The organism is Desulfobulbaceae bacterium DB1, from assembly GCA_001914235.1.
In the GTDB taxonomy this organism is placed as follows: domain Bacteria; phylum Desulfobacterota; class Desulfobulbia; order Desulfobulbales; family SURF-16; genus DB1.
The window spans coordinates 36609-56004 of record MQUF01000006.1 but is presented as its reverse complement, the minus strand read 5'-3'; the positions used below and the strand labels follow the sequence as shown (position 1 = coordinate 56004).

Annotated in this window: 19 protein-coding genes; 7 read left to right on the top strand and 12 right to left on the bottom strand. The window is 53.2% G+C overall.

Going from position 1 to position 19396, the window contains the following annotated elements:
• Positions 1–216 precede the first annotated feature (216 nt).
• Both BM485_06905 and BM485_06900 read right to left on the bottom strand, forming a co-directional pair.
• Positions 217–1263: a tetraacyldisaccharide 4'-kinase gene (locus BM485_06905; protein OKY75468.1), complete on the bottom strand. Its 1047-nt coding sequence runs from the start codon at positions 1261–1263 to the stop codon at positions 217–219.
• The gene (locus BM485_06900) at positions 1260–2537 is read right to left on the bottom strand and encodes a hypothetical protein (GenBank protein ID OKY75467.1); all 1278 of its coding nucleotides are present in this window, start codon (positions 2535–2537) and stop codon (positions 1260–1262) included. Before BM485_06900 ends, BM485_06905 begins: the two co-directional genes overlap by 4 nt.
• Positions 2538–2568: 31 nt before the next feature.
• Between BM485_06900 and BM485_06895 the strand changes: the two genes are divergently transcribed.
• Positions 2569–3303 carry a 16S rRNA (uracil(1498)-N(3))-methyltransferase gene (locus BM485_06895; protein ID OKY75466.1) on the top strand — a complete coding sequence of 245 codons (735 nt, stop codon included), beginning with the start codon at positions 2569–2571 and terminating at the stop codon, positions 3301–3303.
• On the opposite strand, the gene BM485_06890 is transcribed toward BM485_06895, so the two are convergent.
• The 3 genes from BM485_06890 to BM485_06880 form a co-directional block, all read right to left on the bottom strand.
• On the bottom strand, positions 3304–4902 hold the full coding sequence (locus BM485_06890; protein ID OKY75758.1) for a murein biosynthesis integral membrane protein MurJ: 1599 nt from the start codon (positions 4900–4902) through the stop codon (positions 3304–3306).
• A 35-nt stretch (positions 4903–4937) separates the two neighbouring features.
• Entirely contained in the window at positions 4938–5543 is a 606-nt protein-coding gene (locus BM485_06885) for a hypothetical protein (GenBank protein OKY75465.1), read from the bottom strand.
• A 155-nt stretch (positions 5544–5698) separates the two neighbouring features.
• Positions 5699–7171 (bottom strand): ketol-acid reductoisomerase, encoded by a 1473-nt coding sequence (locus tag BM485_06880; GenBank protein OKY75464.1) that lies wholly within the window; start codon positions 7169–7171, stop codon positions 5699–5701.
• A 291-nt stretch (positions 7172–7462) separates the two neighbouring features.
• Here BM485_06880 and BM485_06875 point away from each other — a divergent pair, with 291 nt between their 5' ends.
• From BM485_06875 to BM485_06855, 5 genes are all read left to right on the top strand, one after another.
• Entirely contained in the window at positions 7463–8350 is an 888-nt protein-coding gene (locus BM485_06875) for a transcriptional regulator IlvY (GenBank protein ID OKY75463.1), read from the top strand.
• Between the two features lie 72 nt (positions 8351–8422).
• Complete coding sequence (locus BM485_06870; protein ID OKY75462.1) at positions 8423–8809, top strand: ModE family transcriptional regulator; 387 nt, start codon at positions 8423–8425, stop codon at positions 8807–8809.
• A 276-nt stretch (positions 8810–9085) separates the two neighbouring features.
• Positions 9086–9865: a molybdate ABC transporter substrate-binding protein gene (locus tag BM485_06865; protein ID OKY75461.1), complete on the top strand. Its 780-nt coding sequence runs from the start codon at positions 9086–9088 to the stop codon at positions 9863–9865.
• Between the two features lie 21 nt (positions 9866–9886).
• The gene (locus tag BM485_06860) at positions 9887–10576 is read left to right on the top strand and encodes a molybdenum ABC transporter permease subunit (GenBank protein ID OKY75460.1); all 690 of its coding nucleotides are present in this window, start codon (positions 9887–9889) and stop codon (positions 10574–10576) included.
• Positions 10573–11628: a molybdenum ABC transporter ATP-binding protein gene (locus BM485_06855; protein OKY75459.1), complete on the top strand. Its 1056-nt coding sequence runs from the start codon at positions 10573–10575 to the stop codon at positions 11626–11628. The genes BM485_06860 and BM485_06855 overlap by 4 nt, the downstream gene beginning before the upstream one ends.
• A 253-nt stretch (positions 11629–11881) precedes the next feature.
• On the opposite strand, the gene BM485_06850 is transcribed toward BM485_06855, so the two are convergent.
• The 3 genes from BM485_06850 to BM485_06840 form a co-directional block, all read right to left on the bottom strand.
• Entirely contained in the window at positions 11882–12076 is a 195-nt protein-coding gene (locus tag BM485_06850) for a hypothetical protein (GenBank protein ID OKY75458.1), read from the bottom strand.
• 174 nt (positions 12077–12250) lie between these two features.
• A complete protein-coding gene (locus tag BM485_06845; GenBank protein OKY75457.1) occupies positions 12251–12451 on the bottom strand; it encodes a cold-shock protein in 201 nt (66 codons plus the stop codon).
• A 293-nt stretch (positions 12452–12744) separates the two neighbouring features.
• On the bottom strand, positions 12745–13329 hold the full coding sequence (locus tag BM485_06840; GenBank protein OKY75456.1) for a hypothetical protein: 585 nt from the start codon (positions 13327–13329) through the stop codon (positions 12745–12747).
• A 584-nt stretch (positions 13330–13913) separates the two neighbouring features.
• On the opposite strand from BM485_06840, the gene BM485_06835 reads away from it, so the two are divergent.
• A complete protein-coding gene (locus BM485_06835) occupies positions 13914–14192 on the top strand; it encodes a hypothetical protein (protein ID OKY75455.1) in 279 nt (92 codons plus the stop codon).
• A gap of 76 nt (positions 14193–14268) precedes the next feature.
• Here the strand turns inward: BM485_06835 and BM485_06830 are convergent, their stop codons facing one another.
• The 4 genes from BM485_06830 to BM485_06815 form a co-directional block, all read right to left on the bottom strand.
• Positions 14269–15111: a tungsten ABC transporter substrate-binding protein gene (locus BM485_06830; protein OKY75757.1), complete on the bottom strand. Its 843-nt coding sequence runs from the start codon at positions 15109–15111 to the stop codon at positions 14269–14271.
• Positions 15112–15168: 57 nt separating this feature from the next.
• Entirely contained in the window at positions 15169–16125 is a 957-nt protein-coding gene (locus tag BM485_06825; GenBank protein OKY75454.1) for a DNA-binding protein, read from the bottom strand.
• 245 nt (positions 16126–16370) lie between these two features.
• Complete coding sequence (locus tag BM485_06820; protein ID OKY75453.1) at positions 16371–18155, bottom strand: Cl- channel voltage-gated family protein; 1785 nt, start codon at positions 18153–18155, stop codon at positions 16371–16373.
• The gene (locus tag BM485_06815) at positions 18152–19306 is read right to left on the bottom strand and encodes a phosphohydrolase (GenBank protein ID OKY75756.1); all 1155 of its coding nucleotides are present in this window, start codon (positions 19304–19306) and stop codon (positions 18152–18154) included. Before BM485_06815 ends, BM485_06820 begins: the two co-directional genes overlap by 4 nt.
• Between the last annotated feature and the right edge of the window lie 90 nt (positions 19307–19396).

The window sequence follows — 19396 nt, the reverse complement described above, 5'->3', positions numbered from 1 at the left end:
ACCTTTTTCAACCATATATTTTATGAAACGTTAAAAATCTTTTTTTGTGTTGAAGAGAGTATATGCAAAAAAAGCACCACACGGCAGACAAACAACAAAAGAAAAAATTAACATGTGCATTCAACACGTTAGACGGGAAGAGAGGAAGAAGAGAATTCCCGCTCCGGACAAAACCATGTTGCAAAAAAAACACACCATGGCATTTTTCCCATGCAATCAGGACGTTGATGATATTTTGCCAAGCACAAAGGCGTCGAAATCCGCTTCCGGCCGCATCTCCATGCGCAACGCATAAAGAGGAAGAGGCAGTTCCTTGCCCGCAAGCTTCACCATGTCTTTTTCCGTGGTGACAAGGGCATTCGCGGAACATCCGGCAATCCGTTTTTTCAGGAACTCCAGTTCGGGTTTGAAATATCGGCAATGGTCACGAAACACCTGGAAGCCCACGGTTTGCAAACCGGCAGATTCCAGGCTGCGCACAAAAGAGGCGGGCTGCGCCAGTCCGCAAAAACCAAAAAACGCCTTCCGTTTCGCCTCTGCAAGACCTATCTCTTTTTTATTGGGGGTTACCAGACATATGGGATGATATTCCGCCGTAAAAACAGGAATTTGCGGAAATTTCTTCAGAAGCGCTCGCTTAATTGCCTGGGCCCGTTCCCGATTGGTGTCATTGACACAGGTCAGGACAAAGGCATCGGCCCGACGCAAGGCCATGAGCGGTTCCCGCATGTCGCCACCGGGAAAAACCCGGTTATTGCCAAGGAAACTATCCACCTTGAAAAGAACCAGATCAAGATCCCTTTCCAACGCCTGGTGCTGAAATCCGTCATCAAGAATCACGGTTCGCGCATGAAGAGAATCAACTGCGTAACGCCCGCCGTCTAAACGTCTTCTACTGGTCACCACCGGCACACCCGGCAGATTCTCCGCCATATAAAAGGGCTCGTCACCGGCTGTCACGGCGTCAAGATAAATTCCACTGCCATCGGCTACAACATTTACCCGTTCTTTTGCCCGCCCACCGTATCCCCGGCTGACAATCGCCGGTGCATGAGCACGGAGAAGTTTTGCCAGATAAATAGTCATGGGTGTCTTACCGGTGCCGCCCAGGGTCAGATTGCCGACGCTGATCACGGGCACGGGCAGCCTTTGTTTCCTGAGCAGGCCTTTTTTATAAAAAGCGGCCCTGATCGACATCGCCAAACCGTAAAACGGCGACAACGGCCGGCCAAAGCCATACAGAATATTCAGATGCTCGCTCATGACAACACCCTCTCGATCAATTCCATATGCCGCAGGTTGACCCCCTGCCGGGATGATACAAAAACGCGCGCGGCATTTCCGGTTTTTTTTCTTAATTTTTCATCCAGCAGCAAGCCACTGATTCCCTCCAAAAGCTGATCAGCCGTCTGTACCTGCCGGGCGCATTGCTCCGCCATCATCTCTTCCGCCACATCGGCAAAATCCTCCATGTGCATACCGAAAAAAACCGGGACACCGAAAACCGCCGGCTCAAGGGGATTGTGGCCGCCCTGATCCACCATGCTGCCGCCGACAAAGGCCAGATCGGCAACGGCATACAATCCGGCCAGTTCCCCCATGGTATCAAGCACCATCACCTGATCCTCCCCAGCCACTCCCTTGCTGCGCCTGGCAACGGAAAGCCCCATCTGCCGGACAAGCTTTACCACGGAGTCCGACCGTTCCACATTGCGGGGAGCAATGACCAGAAAAAGCAGGGGAAAGCGGCGCAACAATTTTTGGAAAACAGCGCAGACAATCTCCTCTTCACCATCATGGGTGCTGCCGGCAAGGAACACGACACGATCCGGGCCAATGGCGAAATCAGCCCTTGTGCAGGGGCGAACGGCGGCGGAGGGCAGAACCGCATCGTATTTGAGATTACCGAGCACCATCAACCTGGCTGGGTCAACCCCGAGCTCGATCATCTTCTCCATATCCTGCCTGCGCTGCATGGCCAGAACCTGAAACGAATTGAACATGGGCAGAAAAAATGGCTGAAAGGCGCTGTATCTGGTATATGATTTCTGCGAAATACGACCGTTGACGAGAAGCGCCGGTACCTTTTCCCGCCGCAGCCCATGCAGAAAATTGGGCCAGAAATCCGTCTCAATCAGAACAAACAGGTCAGGCCGCACCGTTCGGATAAAGCGAAGCGTCACCGGATACAGATCAAGCGGAAAGGGGATAATCGCATCCACGGGAAAATCAGAGATATTTTGCGCATACCGCCGGCCCGAAGACGTCGCGGCGGAAAAAAGAAGAGACGCATGGGGGTAGTGTTGTCGCAGAGACCGCACAAAAGATGCCGCTGATGCGACCTCTCCCACGGAAAGGGCATGAATCCAGATACGTGGTTTTCCCCGGCCGATATCCGCCAACAGACTGCCCAGGCCGAGTCCGAGCCTTTTCGGGATACGCAGACGATACTTGGCCTTGCAGGCGACAACGAGCAGAACAAGCGGCCAGAGCAGGCAAAACCCCAGAATCTGTAGAAGGTTATAAAAAAAAATCATTTGAAAAAATATTTCGCCTTTTTATCCTCGCATGAACATCATTCTGCTTGACCAGTCAGAGATACGGAACAACAGAGCGGTTCTCCGTGACCGGCGCAGCGAGCACATCCGCAAGGTGCTGGGCTCCATGGTCGGCGACACCCTGCGCACCGGCATCATAAACGGCCCGACCGGCACATCCACCATTGTTGCCGTCAACAACGAAACGGTTGAGCTGGCAACGGACCACAGCGGCCCGCAACCGGAAAGGCCCCTGACCGACCTCATCCTGGCCCTGCCCCGTCCCATCATGCTGAAAAGGGTTCTCTCCCAGGCTGCCACCCTCGGTGTCGGCCGGATACTCTTAATAAACGCCAACCGGGTGGAGAAGAGTTTTTTTTCCGCCTCCCTGCTGCAGGGGGAAAACATCCTGCAGCACCTGCTCTTTGGCCTTGAACAGGCGGGCGATACCCTGGTGCCGGAAATTTCCGTCCATAACCGCTTCCGTCCCTTTGTCGAGGATCTGTTGCCCACCCTGACCAGCGACTGCCCGGTAAAGCTTATCGCCCATCCCGGCCCCTTCCCTTTTCTTCCCCAGGTCGTCGAACTGCCCCTTCGCCGGAAAACCGTGCTTGCCATCGGGCCTGAGGGCGGCTGGATTGATTTTGAAGTAGAAAAGCTGCAACAGGCCGGTTTCAAACCATTTTCCCTGGGACCGCGCATCCTCCGGGTGGACTCGGCGGTGCCTGTTCTTTTATCCCAGATCGATCTCCTGCGCCGCCTGTGATCAACGGCTTCCCAGCAGTCTCCCTCTTACTTTATCGACTATCAGACTAAGCTCCTTGAGCCCGAGCAGATAAAGGAGCGCGCCATAAACACAAACCGCGATTGCGATATACACCAGAACCGCGCCGATCTGCAGCAAAACCGAATCGCCGGTCCATTGCACGCCGAAAGAAAGCAGCAGCTTCAGACAGCCCGCCATGACAAGTGAACCGGCAAATACCTTGCCGATCCCTTCGGCCAGATAGGAAAGCGAATAACCGGACAATTTCCGATACAAAGCGACGCTCAAAAAAAGAAAATTGCAGATCATGGCCGCCGAGGTGGAAAGGGCAATGGCCCGATGCTGGAAAACGTCAATAAAACCGGAAACAAAAAGGAGATTTGCACCAACGGCCAGGAAACTGGCAATGACCGGAAAGCGGGTGTCATCAAGGGCAAAAAAAACAGGCACCATGATCTTCACCGACGAATAGGCAAAAAGGCCGACCGCGTAAAAACGGAGCGCCTCGGCGGTGCGCGCCGTATCAAGGGCCGTGAACGCGCCGTACTGGAAGATAATCCGGATAATGGGTTCAGCCAGCAGCCACAAGCCGAAACTCGCCGGGATGGTCAGGCAAAAGGCCATGGTGATGGAGGAGGTAAAGGTTTCCCGCATCTTCTCCATGTTTTTCGCCGCCGCATAGCGGGCAATGACCGGCAGCGAAGCAATGGATATCGCCACGCCGAAGACACCGATGGGCAGCTGCACCAGCCGGAAGGCATAATTGAGCCAGGAAACGCTGCCCTCGACGCAGGACGAGGCAAACCGGGTATTGATAAAAATATTGATCTGGGTGGCGGAAAGACCGATGACGGCCGGGATCATCAGCCGGATAATGCGCCTGAGGCCCGGATCAGCAAGGTCAAGCCGCGGCTGAAAAGAAAAACCGGTTTTTCGCAGGGTGGGAAGCTGACCGCCGAACTGGAGAATGCCGCCGATCAGGGTGCCGACAGCCATGCCCATGATGGCGGGATAACCGAATTTCGGCAACAGCAGGGCCAGACTGATGCCGCCGACAAGAGATCCGACGTTGAAAAAGCTCGAGGCCATGGCCGGAATAAAAAACCGCCCCTTGGTGTTGAGCATGCCCATCACCACCGCCGACAGGGAAATAAAGACAAGAAAGGGGAACATCACCACCGTCAATTTGCGGGTCAGTTCCACCTTGCCCGGCACCTGGACAAACTGGCTGTCCACCAGCAAACGGACAAGAGGTTCGGCGAAGGCAATGCCGAGAATGGTAATGAGACTGAGCAGGACGGCGAAAAAAACCAGCACATTATTGGCCAGCCGCCAGGTGGCCTTTTCCCCTTTGTTGGCGTCATAATCGGAAAAAACCGCGACAAACGCCGCGCTCAACGCCCCTTCGCCGAAAAGGTCCCGCAGCAGATTGGGGATGCGGAAAGCGACGACAAAGGCATCATAGGCATACCCCGCGCCAAAGAAAAAGGCAAAGGCCTGCTCGCGCACCAGTCCCAGCACACGGCTGCACATGACGGCAATGGAAACCGTGCCGGCGGAACGGGCTATTGTGCCGGTATCGGTGGAAGCTTTTTTCATAATCGTTATTTCTATAATAAAAAAATCGTCAGCCGCTATCTCTTCCACCGGGGAAGAAACATCGGCACCCGGCTGCAATATTCCGCGTAAGGATCACCAAAATCGGCGAGAAGTTTTCTTTCTTCCAGGAATGTCCCGATGAGAAAATAAACGGTCAGGACAACCTTTATTGCCAGGGAAACATCGGTGACCGGTCCAATGGCCCAGACCAGGGCGATGCCTCCTGAATACCAGGGATGCCGCACCCCACCCCTGCAGTCCGGGTTAAAAACGGCCGGGCTTGGTGACTCTCCGGCAAGATACCCCTTCACCTGACTGAAGCCGAGGAAATATTTGAGATCATAGCGCTTCCACCCGACATGGAACATAATGCCCGCATAAAGATACAGGGCGAGCGGCAACAGCATCCACCAGCCGTTCCAGGAAAAAAGAATAACCTGTTTCCGGGAAAATTGATAGCCGACAACCGCCGCCAGGGTCAGCAAACTGAAAAGTGTATAAAAAAGCCGGTACCAGGCGAATCTTTCCCCCAACGCTGCACGCAGCCGGCCTGTCCAGCTCCGGCATATGAGCAGACTGTGCAGAAAACACCAGACTGCCCAGAGGAGCGCGGTTTCAAGAAAGGGGGGAAGCGGGGTCATGGACTTTCAGCCTTGCACAAGGGGAAAAAATCTGTTTTTTTGGGGGGCCATGAAACAAGCCATCACCATGTAGCGCCATTTCAAACCGAACACAACAAAAAAAGGGAGCCCTCCATCAAAGGACTCCCTTGCTCGCCGAACAGACACCCGCGATCTTAGAGAATGGGCTTCATGGCCCCCATATAGGAACGAAGTTCCTCGCCGATCATTTCCACTCCGGTATAACGGATTGATTCGTTGGCGCGGATCAGGGCGATGTTATCAACCCCGTTGTCTTTTACCTTCAGCCCCTTGCCGATGACATCGGTATCGATCTTCTTCATGAAGCTCGCCAGCAAAGGAAGGGCCGACTGGGTGAACAGATAGCAGCCGTACTCAGCCGTGTCGGAAATAACCACATTCATTTCGTACAGCTTCTTGCGGGCAATGGTATTGGCAATCAGCGGCACCTCATGCAGCGACTCGTAATAGGCTGATTCCTCCTTGATACCGGCGGAAACCATGGTGTCAAAGGCGAGTTCGACGCCGGCCTTGACCATGGCAACCATGAGGATGCCGTTGTCAAAGTATTCCTGCTCGGCAATCGCGGCATCGGTGCTGACTGATTTTTCAAAAGCGGTTTCGCCTGTTTCCGCCCGCCATTTGAGGAGATTGGCATCGTCATTTGCCCAGTCCTCCATCATGGTGCGGGAAAATTCACCGGACATGATATTGTCCATGTGTTTTTCGAACAGCGGCTGCAGGATCTCTTTCAGCTCGTCCGCCAGGGCCACCGCCTTCAACTTGGCGGGATTGGACAGACGATCCATCATATTGGTGATGCCGCCGTGCTTGAGGGCCTCGGTGATGGTTTCCCAGCCGTACTGGATCAGCTTGGAGGCGTACCCCGCCTCAACCCCCTTTTCGATCATCTTGTCAAAGCAAAGCAGGGATCCGACCTGCAGCATGCCGCAAAGAATGGTCTGCTCGCCCATCAGGTCGGACTTGACCTCGGCAATAAAGGAAGACTGCAGGACGCCGGCACGGTCTGCGCCGGTGCCGCAGGCATAGGCCTTGGCAATTTCCCAGCCCTCGCCCTTCGGGTCGTTCTCCCGGTGCACGGCAATCAGGGTCGGCACACCGAAGCCACGTTTGTATTCCTCGCGCACCTCGGTACCGGGCGACTTAGGGGCAACCATGACAACGGTCAGATCCTTGCGGATCTGCATCCCCTCTTCAACAATATTAAAGCCATGGGAATAGGAGAGGCAGGCTCCTTGCTTGATCAAAGGCATGACCGCATTGATGACGCCGGTGTGCTGCTTGTCAGGGGTGAGGTTGATCACCAGATCGGCTGTGGGAATAAGTTCCTGGTAGGTCCCCACCTTAAAGCCGTTTTCCGTGGCATTTTTCCAGGACTTGCGTTTTTCGGCAATGGCCGAATCTCGCAGGGTATAGGAAACATCAAGCCCGCTGTCGCGCAGGTTAAGACCCTGATGCAGCCCCTGGGCGCCGCAACCGATGATGACGATCTTTTTGCCCTTCAAGGCTTCAACGCCGTTAAATTCGGAAGCGTCCATAAAACGGCACTGCCCCAGCTCTTCCAGCTGAATGCGCAACGGCAGGGTGTTGAAATAGTTCCGGCCCATGATTTTCTCCTTCATTAGATTATTCTTCGGATAACAATAGTGATGAACTTTATTCCAGCTTAGCACGATTTTCAATTGCGTAAAGTGATTTATTTGCTATGCTGTATTGCAAAATACGCAACATCTACGATATCATGGCATGATCACCAATGCCGGGACCGCCGGAAAAGAGCCATTTTATTCCCACCTCTTTCGTCCCGACCCCTGATGCCGTAGCCGGGAGAGTGCTGTCACGTTTTTTACACCGCTCCACCGGCCGCGCTCACAACAAACACGCCGTCATCTTTGCCCATGGATATCCGCACACTGCTTATCTTTAAACACCTGGCCAACACCCTTCATTTCGGCCGGACAAGTCAGGCCTGCAACATCACTCCTTCCGCCTTGACCCGCACCATTCAAAGGCTCGAGGAAGAAGTCGGCAAGCAACTGTTTATCCGCGACAACCGGTCAGTCGCCCTGACCCCGGCAGGCAGACGGTTCAGGCACTATTCCGAAGAGGCGATAAAAAACTGGCATCAACTGCAGAATGATCTGACCCTCGGCAAGGAATTCTTGAGCGGAGAACTCTCACTTTTCTGCTCGGTGACGGCGGTCTACTCCATTCTGCCGAAACTGCTGAAAAAGTTCCGGGAAGAGTATTGCCGGGTTCACATCAATCTCCAGACAGGCGACGCGGCCAACGCCCTGCCGAAACTACTGAACGGCGAGGCGGATGTGACCATCGCCGCCTTGCCGGACAAACTGCCGGAACAACTGCGGTTCATCAAGGTGCTTGAAACACCACTCATCTTCATTGCGCCGGCCCATTTCCGGGAAACAGTCCAGTATCACGACGATGAAATCGACTGGCGGTCAACGCCGATGATCATGGCGGAACGGGGCCTCGGCAGGCGTCGGCTGGACAGCTGGTTCAAGGAGCGGGACATCCAGCCCAATATCTATGCCCAGGTGGCAGGCAACGAGGCAATCATCGCCATGGTCAGCCTCGGCTGCGGCATCGGCGTGGTTCCGCAGCTCGTGCTTGAAAAAAGCCCCATGCAGGATCAAGTCGTCACCGTCAAGGCGGAACCCGCGCTCACCTCCTTTACCGTCGGTGTCTGCACTGCCGGGAAAAATATGCAAAACCCGATCATCCGTGCTTTCTGGGATATCGCGGATCACGAAGTCAACGGCTGACCTCCACTTTCCTGGGACAAAAACGCTTCTTTTTTGTTGCCGCTACCGTTATATCCTGATAAATATATCGACATGCAAACGACGATTCAATCAGCAAAACACAATGAAAACAGAAACTGCCGCTGGCGCGGTCGGCTTTGGCTCGAAGGTCCGGACGGCACATTTCTCGGTTACGGCAGGGTTGTGCTGCTGGAACGCATCAGGGACTATGGCTCCATATCACAGGCAGCCAAATCCATGGAGATGTCGTACAAACATGCTTGGGACCTGCTTGACTCCATGAACCGCCAGGCCGGCGGAAAACTTGTGGAAACATCACGGGGCGGCAAGCAGGGAGGCGGCGCGAGGTTGACTCCGGCCGGAGAAAAGGCCATCGAAACATTTTGGCGCTTTCACCGGAAATTCAACATGCTGCTGGCTGAAATGACGGAAGAACTGGATACGTTTCTTTGCGGATAAAGCGTATTGATTTTCCCGCCGGCACCAAGACACTCCATCCTTGTCAGCCAAACTGCCACGCCCACGACACAAATGAACAAAAATCTACAAAAAGGTAAACGTCCATGATGAAGCCACGCTTCTTTTCACGCCCCGGATCGAGCGAAACCCTTGCAACAAAGAGCACAACCGGCCTGAATAGCCAACGGCACATCTGTTGCTTTAGCAAATGAAAACGCCGCACTTCGACACCGGCACGGCAGGGTCGTTACCGGCGTATCCCACAAGGAAATGACCATGAAAGTCAAATTGATTGTCCTTTTTTACCTGATCCAATTGTGTCTGACGAGCACCCTTGCCGCCCATGCTGAAGATGTGCGCCTCTCGGTTGCCGCCAGCATGAAGGATGCGATGACCGAGCTTGCCGCGGCTTTCGAGCAGGCAAACCCTCACGTTTCCATTGTCGCCGGTTTCGGCTCTTCCGGTTCCCAGGCAAAGCAGATCTCCCAAGGAGCGCCCGCCGACCTTTTTATTTCCGCCAATCCAAAATGGATGGATTTTCTTGAGCAGGAAGACAAAATCGCCCCGGAGTCAATGCGTTTCTGCGCGTCCAACACCCTGGTTCTTGTCGGACTTCGTTCAACACCCATTTCGTCACTTGCCGAACTAACAGGCCTGCAACGCATCGCCATCGGCAGCCCGAAAAGCGTTCCGGCCGGCCAATACGCGGAACAGGCCATGCGGGCGGCGGGTGTTTATGAGAAGCTGGCCGCGACAGGTAAACTGGTGATGACCAAGGATGTGCGTCAGGCCCTGCTCTATGCCGACCGGGGTGAGGTGGACGCAGCCTTTGTCTACCGGACCGATGCCCTGCTGGTCAAAAACAGCTCCATCCTCTACACCGTGCCGTCCGCCATGCATGACCGGATATCCTATCTGCTGACCCTTACCAAGGAAGGGCAAGGGAAAGCATCCGCCCGGAATTTCCATGCCTTTCTGGCAACGCCCGCAGCTGTCGACATTTTAAAAAAGTACGGCTTCGAAGCGGACAACGACATCGACAAAAAAAACGAATAGAGCTTCAGGAGAAATTCATTCATGCCCAGCCTTTCCCCCCAGGATCTGCAGGCAATCTGGCTGTCGATCAAGGTCGCCGGCGCAGCCACCCTGATTTCCACGCCTTTCGGTTTCGGGTTCGCCTACCTGCTCGCCTTTGCCTCTGTACCGGGAAAATCCCTGCTGGAAGGCCTGGTCAATCTCCCCCTGGTGCTGCCGCCGGTGGTAATCGGCTATTTACTGCTGCTCTTCTTCGGCCAGTCCGGTTTCATGGGGCCGCTGCTCAAAACCCTTGATATCCGCATCATCTTCACCCTGACCGGCGCAATCATCGCCTCGGCCGTGGTCGGCTTTCCCCTGCTGGTCCGCTCCATCCGCATCGGCATGGAAGAAATCGACATCCATTACATCCAGGCCTCCCGCACGCTGGGCGCCGGACGCCTGGATACCCTGACAAGCATCATTCTCCCCCTTTCAGCCCGCGCCATCCTGGCCGGCATGACCCTGATGTTTGCCAGAAGCCTTGGAGAATTCGGCGCCACCATCATCCTGGCCGGGAATATTCCCGGAGTCACCCAGACCATTCCGCTGGCCATTTACGACTACACCAATACCCCGGGCGGTGACAGCATGGCCCTCGCCCTCTGTCTGGTATCCATCGCTCTCTCCTTTGGCGTGCTGCTGATAAGCGAGGCCGCCCGCCGTTCCTTTCGCAAAAGGTCCGCCAGATGAAATTCGAGGTAACGATTGAAAAACAAATCGGCACTTTTTGCTGCAAGGCCGATTTCAAAATAAACCAAAAAAAATGCGGCATTTTCGGCCCTTCCGGCAGCGGCAAGTCGACCCTCATGCACATGCTGGCAGGACTTCTCAAACCGGACAGTGGCAGAATCATGCTGGACGGCACAACGATTTTTGACGGAAGAAAGGGCGTCAATATCCCGCCGGAACAGAGACGAATCGGCGTTGTTTTCCAGCATTGCCACCTTTTTCCGCACCTCAACGTCAAGGACAACCTTTTTTACGGCTGGCGGAGAACGCAAAAAATGGAACGGAAAATCAACCCGCAGACCCTGATTACGGCGCTGAACCTTGATCACCTGCTGGAACGCGGGGCAAACAGCCTCTCCGGCGGGGAACGCCAGCGTGTCGCCCTGGGCCGTACCATTCTGGCCTGCCCACGGCTTATTCTGATGGATGAACCACTGACCGGACTCGACGAGGAACTGAAATACCGGATCATGCCCTACCTGAAAAAGGTTTTTGCCGAATTTGACCTGCCGCTGCTCTTTATCAGCCATTCGCTGCAGGAAATGCGGCTCATGACAGATGAAGTGCTGGTCTTTGAAAACGGATCCCTGCTGCATCGACTGCCGACCGAAGAACTGGCCCGTCGCAGCATGACAACCGACGCACGAGGATATGCCAATCTGTTGAGTCTCCGTCGGCCGCAGGCGCGGAAGGATATGTGGATTTATGAATGGGGAGATGAAAAACTGATACTCACCGAACCGGGAATACCCGAAGAGAATCTTTTTGAACTGGGCGCCAAGGACATCACCCTGTTCAAGGGGCGCCCGGAGGCAACCAGCGCCCGCAACATGCTGTCCTGCAGGGTCAACGGTGTTTTCGGCTCCGGCAACCGGATCGGCGTGGAACTTGCGAGCAGAGGCGGACGACTGATCTCACAGATTGTCCCCGAGTCACTGCGCGAACTGGACATCAGGGAGGGAGTTGAAGTGGTTGCGGTTATCAAGGCATCAGCCTTCCGCAGGCTTTACTGAGAGAAAAAACGGACCTGTCACCAAACCAGGGGATATAAAATTTATTCTTCATCCTGGGGGGCGGCAGCTTCACCCTCTAACGGGATGTTTCTTTTATCCTGTTTACGCTGTTGTTTTTCTTCTTTCTTTTTTTTCTTTGCTATTTCTTTTTGACGCTTATCAAATGAATAATTGTTTCGTGCCAATGGAGCCTCCTTGAGGTTTTTTCTATTTGTACAACTTTGACAAATAAGTACGAACCGTCAGCGCATTTTCACCCAAGCTGGTCTTCAATCACCGTATGCCCCGCATCACATTTTGCACACTCCATGCTTTCACTGATGCATTTATCAATCAGCCGCCAATTGCCGTCAAAGCTCTGCCCCGCATATTTTTTGCGACACTGCTCACAGACCCATATTTCCTTCGGCCTTCCTTTGCTGATAACAACGTATTGAAACATTTTCATCTATTATTTCCGGGTGAAAAAGAAACGGCAAGGAATCCTTTTGACTTCTTTCTTGTCGATGAACCGTCTTGATCCCGAAAGAACGAAGATCCTGTCAGGATTCGGCGGATCTGACGGTTTCGCAAAAAAAAACCCCGCAATTTGCGGGGTTTTCGTAATGGTCAATTACACGGCTTACTGCTGTACAACATTCTCTGCCGCCGGGCCTTTCGGGCCGTCAACAACATTGAATTTTACACGAGCACCTTCGGTAAGAGACTTGAATCCTTGCGCCTCGATTGCGGAATGATGGACGAATACGTCCTTGCCGCCGTCCTGCTCAATAAATCCAAAACCCTTCGCATCATTAAACCATTTAACTGTACCTTCTGCCATCTTGCACTACTCCTTAAAAACAGGGCTCCACTGAGGAACCACTTAATAAATTGTCCAACTCACCAGCAGGCAAGTCGGTTGGCAGTTTGTTTGTTAAACAAAAAAACCGCACTTCCTCTCTGAAAGGATTGTGCGGTAATCATTTTAGTATTTTTATTTTATACTACAAACATGTTCTGCACACTTACGATAATCACATTACACGCCCTGCCGGCAAAAAGCTATCTATTTCTCACCCTCCTGCAAAATAAGTTCAGTTGGCGCAAATTCCCATGGCGAGTCGCCTGTGCGGCCTAGTCATCAAGTACCTCTTCGATGATCGGCCCCCCGTGTTTTCGCGGCGCCGGTTCTTCTCCGGCGCTGCCTGTCCTGTCTCCCAGACTCTCCTCTTCTCCCGGCGTATTTCCAGTAGTTTCATTATGCTTTTCCCTTGTGGACGCGGAAATCGGCAATGCCTGCAAAGCATCTTCCCCTGCTTCCGGTTTCGGTTCATCCTGTATTTTTTCTTCAGGTACCGATACCGCCGGGAGGATGGATTCGCCTTCAACCGTATCTTTTTCAGGAGCAACCGATTCCGCGGCTTGTTCTTCGTCCACGCAGATGAAAAACAGATCCATTGATATCAGGTCAACCCCGGATACGGACTTCGGCAAAAAAATATTTTTTATGAATTTGAAATGTTTATTTTGTTTTCTGCATACCCCCTCGGCATTGCTTATCGCATCATCGCGGATATCGCGTGAAAAGCCGAGGACCGTAATTTTATAGACATGTTCACCTTTCGGACCCGTCGGTTTGAGCTGCACAACCGAGGTTGCACATCCAGTGAGTACGATCAGGGTGAAGAAAAGCAATATTGAAAAAAATATTTTGCTCATGTGAAACAATAATAATCCGCTCCGCTTGAATCATGTCCCTGCCATGCAAGGAAAGCAACCACGCGCACATCATCAGGTCCGCACTCCTCGGCCTTTCCTGACAAATCTATCCGAAGAGTCTCACGGCACACAACAACAAATGGAAAAGAGAACGGATTGCGGGAAAAGAAACAACAAGCACGGAAAGAATCACGAACGGAAGAAAACCTGCTAAAAAAGAAAAAAAGAGTAGAGCCGTTCAGGGCTCTCTTCCTGGAAAAAAAAGAAATCATCTTGGAGGATTATTTTTTTCTTCCGCAGCCATTTTAAATAAAATTACGGGTTACGACAATATTTAATTCTCTCCGTCTTCAGAGAGGGTGGCCAATCTTCACCGCCGCGGAACATTTTCCCGCCTGAGGGAAAATTCGTTTCGGGCCCAGAGGCCTTTCTCCGGCTTTGCCCTAAAAAAACCAGGTGCGACAATTTGCCTGATTTACAGCCTGAACCGCTCCCGCTATTTTGAGCATATGCTCATTTAAACGATAAAAAATATCATAAGTTCGAATAATTATAAAAACACAAAAAGCAGGAGGAAGGAAGAAATGAAAAAGTTTGTGCTGTTGACTGGTTTGTCGGTAATCATACCCATGACGGTTTCTGCCATGGAATTCCCAGCCTACTCAGCCATTGACAATGTCAGGTTTGATGATCCGTCGGTCAAATGTGAAGATCTGCACAATGAAGACGACTGCCTTATCTGGAGGGACCTGCATGGTTTCAAAAGCGGCATGACCGCAAGCGGGGAAAAAAAAGATTTTGTCGGGAAAGACATCCTCAAACAAGTCCGCGCAAGCAATCCTGCCGCGGGCCGAGCGAAATAAATCACCAAAAAATCAAAGAGGCGATTCCGGCCCCCGTCATGAACGCGTTCCCGGAAACCGCCTCTTTGCAATCCGTTTATTTTTCGGCATTCGGATAAAAAAGCTGCTTGCCGAGCAGGTTGAAATTCTTGATCAGCTCCTGCCCCTGGGCTCCGGCTATCCAATCGGCGAATTGTTGAGCAAGGGCAAACTTGGCCTTGGCGCAATGCTTTTGATTAACCGCCATGACACTGTATTGATTGAGCAGCCCGGCATCGCCTTCCACCAGAATTTTCAGGGGGGGATTGCCCTTGAAGGTATCCTCGTACTTGATATAGGTTCCCCTGTCCGTCATGGTGTAGCCGTTACGTTCGGCGGCTATGCTGATGGTCGGCAGCATCCCTTGGCCGGTCTGGGCGTACCAGCTTTCATGCTCGGGTATCGCCAAGTTTGCCTGTTTCCAGAGGTCAAGCTCCTTTTTATGGGTGCCGGAGTCATCACCGCGGCTGACGAAAATTGAATTCGAGGACTTGATGGCCGTCAGCGCCTCGGCAAGACCCTTGCCCTTGATTCCGGCCGGATCGGCAGCAGGTCCGATGATGACGAAATCATTGTACATGATTTCGCGCCGATCAAAGCCAAAGCCCGCCTCAACGAATTTTTTTTCCGCAGCCGGCGCATGCACCATCAGCACATCGACGTCGCAACTTTCTCCCAGCTTCAGCGCCTTGCCGGTACCGGTTGCGGTCCAGCGCAGTTCAATGCCGGTGGCCTGTTTGCAAAGCGGCGCCAGATAATCAAGCAGACCGGTATCGTCCGTGCTGGTAGTGGTGGCCATCATCAGCACCTTTTCCTCTTCAGCCATGCATGTGGAGTGAAAAGCAAAAAAGGCCGTTACCGTGATGAGAATAATGCAGATCTTATTTACCGAACGACACATGGAGATTCTCCTTTCCTGGTTTTTTGCGGCGTTTTTCATTTCACCGCGTTTTCCTGTTTATTCACCATGCTTCACAGGGGAAGCAGATGGCATATTCGCGATTTCAGCATGGTCGGGAAACACCATCTTGCCGGAAAAGCTCAGATCATAGCCGGGGATTTCATGTGCCAGATCCTTGAAGATTTTTTCAGTCAACAGCCCGAGAAAGGCCTGAATGCCGGCTTCAAAAAAAAGCTCCTTGGCGATCATCAGATCAAAGCGTTCCCAGCGAAGAGGAATGAAATCAAGATTCAGAAGACCGGCAACGGCGCGGATTCCCGGTCCGGCGTCCGCCCTGGCCGATAAAACTTCAAGCCCCACATCAAGATGCCGCTGCACCTCTTTGGCATATCCTTCGATTTTGCCGCCCTCCACACCCGCTTTTTTCAATTCCTGATCAAAAAGCAGCCTGGTTCCGGTTCCCAGGCAACGATTGACGATTTTCATTCCCGGACGGCCCAGGTCGGCAACGGTTGCTATCCCTTTGGGGTTGCCGTTGGCCAACAAAATTCCCTGCTCGCGACGGCAGAAATTGACCACCGCCGGCATCTGCTCAAGCTCTTTCACCGCAAAGTCAAAATTGTATTGCCGCTCATCCTCCTGCAGCAGATGGCTTGCGGCAATATGGCAGAGGTTCCGTCGCAGGGCCCTGATGCCTCCCATGCTGCCCAGATTGCCGAACACGGCAATATGGCCTGAGTTCCTTTGATTATAAAGAGACAGGGCACGGTCAAGCAGCAGATCATTGCTGCCGGCGACAATCAGCAGATCCTGATACGCTTGCAACCGGTTGACGTGCTGGGGGAAATTAGTGGTATTCACTTCAACCCACTGCTCCACCAGATGCCGGGGAAAAAGCCATTTGCCGGTAACCTTGGTCGCAGGCAATCCTTTTTCAGCAACAAGAACATAGACCATTTTCTCATTTATATTGAGAAACCGGGCCACTTCCCTGGTGGAAAAAAGTTCATTCATCAGCCTCCCCCTTGTGTCGATGCCGTGCCTGGTTTAGCCTGTTAGCGTTACGGCGGATGCATACAGCAGCACCACTGGTATTGTTACCGAATTTACCAAACAACTGTCAATATTTTCCAACACAAATCGACAAATAAAGAATGAAAGCACCAAAACAAACCACAAATAACATATGGCAAAAAAAGATGGTACATCAGCCGAAGGCGGAAGGAGATTTTCCAAGGGAAAGAAAGCGAGGAAGAAGATCAGGACAGGGGAATGGGAGCTGTTTTGCCGCTGATGCCGCGTTTCAACAGCTCACGGTTATAGGAGGCTATCACATCGCGCCTTTTCAGCATTCCCACCACCCAGCGCGCTTGCAGGTTTTCCACCACGGGGATCTCCTCAATGCCCTTGACGGTAAACAGGGTCATGGCGGTAAAGAGATCATCATCCGGGGTCAGGGTGATGACATCACGGGCGCAGATATTGCCGACACTGGCATTGACCCGCTGCTCCTCATCGTGCAGAATGGCCTTGACGTCCTGCAGGGAGATAATGCCCACCATCTGCCCGGCGTTCGGGCCGGCATCGGCCAGCACCGGAAAATAAAAACTGTCACCGGCCATGCTGAAAATTTTCAGCAGATGATTGACATTGGCGGATTCGCTGACAAAACCGACGTCTTCGGTCATGGCCTTGCCGACCTTGATGGAACGCATGATCGCCGTTTCCCGGCCGTCATGGATATTAATGCCCTCCCGGGTGAAATCAACCGTATCAATGGAGTCGCGGTTTAATTTTTTGGAAACAACCGTGCCGATGATGCTGGTCAGCATAATGGGGATGATGATCAGATAATTACCGGTCATCTCAAACAGCAGGAAAATAGCCGTAACAGGGGCATGGGTGACCGCCCCGAGAAAAGAGCCGATGCCGACCGCGGCATAAGCGCCGCTTGAGGCAATGGAACCGTCCGGCAGCAGAAAATTGGCCATGCCGCCAAAGGCGCCGCCAAGCACCGCGCCGATAAAAAGCGACGGCGCAAACACCCCGCCCGCGCCGCCTGATCCAAGGGTGACGGCGGTGGCGATGATCTTCAGAAAGACCAAGAGCAGCATAATCCAGACAATACCGTTGCCCTGCAGCACGTCGCCGATGTACCCATACCCGTTGCCCATGACCTGGGGCATGGAGATGCCGATGCAGCCGACCAGGAAGGCGCCGAGCACCGGCTTGACATAGATATTCAGCGGCATGGCGTCAAATTTATCCCGTATCCAGTAAAAAATGCGGATATGCAGCACCGCGACGATCCCCACCACAATGCCCAGGAGAATATACAGCGGGATTTCCAGCACAGGGTTGACCAATTGATAATCCGGCACCGGAAAGGCGGGAGTCTCGCCGTAGGTGGCCCGGGAAATCACGGTGGCCATGGCGGAAGAGATGACCAGGGCGGAAAAGGAGGACATCTCGTAAGTGCCGAGCAGGACAATTTCCGAAGCAAAGAAAACCCCGGCAATGGGCGCATTGAACATGGCGGCGATGCCGCCCGCGCAACCGGCGGCAATATACACCTTCATGCGGTCGCCGGAGACCCGGAAAAACTGGCCCACCTGGGAACCGATGGCCCCGCCCACCTGGGCGATCGGCCCTTCAACGCCGGCGGAGCCGCCGGTGCCGATGGTCAGCGAGGTTGAAACTGTTTTCAGGATAATAGCGCGAAATTTGATCTTTCCGCCCTGCAGATTGACCTTGCGCAGGAATGCGGTAAAGCCGTAGCCGTTCACTTCACCGGGGAAAAAATAGGAAAGTGGAATCAGCAGCACCATGCCGAACATGGGCAGCAGCGGCAGAAAAAGCAGCCGCAGCCCGCCTTCGCCGACCAGCAGCCCATAGCCTGTCTGAAAAATATAATGATGAACAAGCTCTTCGGTGGAACGGAAAAGAATATTGGCAAGCCCGGCCGCAAGCCCGATAAAAGAGGCGATGAGCACCATCAGGGCGTTTTCGCCCGGCGTAAATGTCTTGATGAGCTGCCTGATCATTGCTTATGCGGGATATCGCAACCGAGCCGTCCGGCCTGGCTTAAAAAATAGTCATCCGTCATGCCGGCAATAAAATCACAGACAATTGCGGCAGGTGAATTTGTCTCGACATAGTCGGGATTCATCTTCCGGACATAGTCGGCAAAAAAACTCGTCTTGCCCAGTCCGGAGGCCATTTCCTCAAGACAGGACTCGAAAAGCCGGACATAACAGACCCGGATCTTATCCTGATCCTTTTTTATGCGCGGATTGAGATAGATGCGATCATAATTAAATTTTTTCAGCTGCCGCAGCGCCTCCGATGTGCCGCTGCTGAATGCCACCGCACCATCCCCGCTGTTTTTCAGCAGATCGGTCACCAGATTGTGAACAATCTTGCCGTTGGTGTCGCCGAGCAAATCCGTGCACGGCCGGGGGATGTCGGCCCGGGTTATGATGCCGAGCTCGATGGCATCCTCTATGTCGCGGCCGATGTAGCTCACCGTATCGGCAAAGCGGACAACACAGGCCTCCAGGGTCATGGGCGCAAGGGGCAGTTTCGGCTCGGCCGCTTTTCCGCGCATCTTCTCGTCGAATTCGGCAAAGGAGGAAAGCCGCAGCGGCGTAAGATTGCGGTCATGCACCTCGCCGTCATGACAGAGAATGCCGTCCAGGGTCTGCAGGGTCAGATTCACGCCCCTTCCCTTTCGTTCGATGCGCTCCAGAAAACGGACACTCTGCAGATTATGCTGAAACGAGACAAGCCCGTTTTGCCGGCACAGATCATCAAGCACCTTTTCCCCATCATGGCCAAAAGGAGGATGGCCGATATCATGGCCCAGGGCCACCGCCTCAATCAGATCCTCGTTTAAGGCCAGCACCCTGCCGATGGTACGGGCAATTTTCGAAACAAGCTGGACATGCAGCACCCGGTGGGTGATATGGTCGTTCTTGACCATGTAAAAAACCTGGGTCTTGTCGATATAACGGGTATAGGCGCGGGAATGCAGGATCCGGTCCGTATCCACGGCAAAGGAAGGACGATGTCCTTCCAGATGCTCGGGCAGACGGCGCAGGGCATGACTGCTCCTTTCCGCATGGGGGCTGAGATACTGTTCTTCCCGTGCCGCAAGTTTTTCTTTTATCGCAAGTAAATAAGGATCAGCCCGCATATTGTTCCAGACGATTTCACGTTGCATCGGATAAGAATTTCCGGCAAAAAAAAGATTAGCGCAAAAAAGATACTGTTGTTATCCTTTTTG

Bases quoted from the DNA above. Each gene is read 5' to 3' on its own strand.
- BM485_06830 (OKY75757.1), bottom strand. From the start codon at position 15,111: ATGTGTCGTTCGGTAAATAAGATCTGCATTATTCTCATCACGGTAACG.
- BM485_06855 (OKY75459.1), top strand. From the start codon at position 10,573: ATGAAATTCGAGGTAACGATTGAAAAACAAATCGGCACTTTTTGCTGC.
- BM485_06845 (OKY75457.1), bottom strand. From the start codon at position 12,451: ATGGCAGAAGGTACAGTTAAATGGTTTAATGATGCGAAGGGTTTTGGA.
- BM485_06825 (OKY75454.1), bottom strand. From the start codon at position 16,125: ATGAATGAACTTTTTTCCACCAGGGAAGTGGCCCGGTTTCTCAATATA.
- BM485_06840 (OKY75456.1), bottom strand. From the start codon at position 13,329: ATGAGCAAAATATTTTTTTCAATATTGCTTTTCTTCACCCTGATCGTA.
- BM485_06835 (OKY75455.1), top strand. From the start codon at position 13,914: ATGAAAAAGTTTGTGCTGTTGACTGGTTTGTCGGTAATCATACCCATG.
- BM485_06905 (OKY75468.1), bottom strand. From the start codon at position 1,263: ATGAGCGAGCATCTGAATATTCTGTATGGCTTTGGCCGGCCGTTGTCG.
- BM485_06860 (OKY75460.1), top strand. From the start codon at position 9,887: ATGCCCAGCCTTTCCCCCCAGGATCTGCAGGCAATCTGGCTGTCGATC.
- BM485_06895 (OKY75466.1), top strand. From the start codon at position 2,569: ATGAACATCATTCTGCTTGACCAGTCAGAGATACGGAACAACAGAGCG.
- BM485_06880 (OKY75464.1), bottom strand. From the start codon at position 7,171: ATGGGCCGGAACTATTTCAACACCCTGCCGTTGCGCATTCAGCTGGAA.
- BM485_06815 (OKY75756.1), bottom strand. From the start codon at position 19,306: ATGCGGGCTGATCCTTATTTACTTGCGATAAAAGAAAAACTTGCGGCA.
- BM485_06890 (OKY75758.1), bottom strand. From the start codon at position 4,902: ATGAAAAAAGCTTCCACCGATACCGGCACAATAGCCCGTTCCGCCGGC.
- BM485_06875 (OKY75463.1), top strand. From the start codon at position 7,463: ATGGATATCCGCACACTGCTTATCTTTAAACACCTGGCCAACACCCTT.
- BM485_06820 (OKY75453.1), bottom strand. From the start codon at position 18,155: ATGATCAGGCAGCTCATCAAGACATTTACGCCGGGCGAAAACGCCCTG.
- BM485_06850 (OKY75458.1), bottom strand. From the start codon at position 12,076: ATGAAAATGTTTCAATACGTTGTTATCAGCAAAGGAAGGCCGAAGGAA.
- BM485_06865 (OKY75461.1), top strand. From the start codon at position 9,086: ATGAAAGTCAAATTGATTGTCCTTTTTTACCTGATCCAATTGTGTCTG.
- BM485_06900 (OKY75467.1), bottom strand. From the start codon at position 2,537: ATGATTTTTTTTTATAACCTTCTACAGATTCTGGGGTTTTGCCTGCTC.
- BM485_06870 (OKY75462.1), top strand. From the start codon at position 8,423: ATGCAAACGACGATTCAATCAGCAAAACACAATGAAAACAGAAACTGC.
- BM485_06885 (OKY75465.1), bottom strand. From the start codon at position 5,543: ATGACCCCGCTTCCCCCCTTTCTTGAAACCGCGCTCCTCTGGGCAGTC.